Source organism: Streptomyces niveus (assembly GCF_001723055.1).
Classification (GTDB): Bacteria; Actinomycetota; Actinomycetes; order Streptomycetales; family Streptomycetaceae; genus Streptomyces; species Streptomyces niveus.
In genome coordinates this window covers 1-554 of the sequence record NZ_MDCR01000465.1, presented here as the reverse complement: position 1 = coordinate 554, position 554 = coordinate 1, and the positions used below count along the sequence as shown (strand labels likewise).

1 pseudogene is annotated in these 554 nt (G+C 73.6%); it reads left to right on the top strand.

The features are described 5' to 3' along the window. Positions 1 to 386 (top strand): annotated as a pseudogene (locus BHU15_RS36305) (hypothetical protein); the annotation flags it as partial. Positions 387 to 554 lie beyond the last annotated feature (168 nt).

Here is a 554-nt window from a genome sequence, read left to right as displayed (position 1 = left end):
CGGAGCGGGCGTTGTGGCTGGCCGTGCTGCTGCTGGCGCTGCTGTACACGCATGGGGTCAACGGTCACAACGCGGTGGCGCACGCGTCACCCCTCGCCGCGATGAGCGAGGTGACGGCGACCGCAACCGCGACCACGTCGAAGGCGCCGACCGATTTCGCCGACCGCGATGTCACACCCGCCCAGCATGACGGCGACGAGGCCGAACACGGGTCGGAGAGCTGTGCGTCCGGTCAGCCTCCGTACCGCGCCGACGTACCCGCTCCCCGCACGACGCCGCTCGGCCTCGCGGAACTGACGCGGGTCCACGTTCCCTTCCGCACGCCGCCGTCCGACGCCGTCGCGGCGTCCGCTACCTGGAGAGATCCGGCGATTCTGCGGGTGTAGAACGCCCCTCCGAACCGGTCGCCCCTCTTCGAGCGCGGCGCGCCCGCGCTCGGCCCGGCTGTCTTCCGCCGGCCGCCCCACGCGGCCTGCGCGGCGCCCGGCCCATGCGACCTGTTCGGCGAGTGACGCGTATCCCCGCGGCCGCGACGCATCGAACGATGCGGCGCG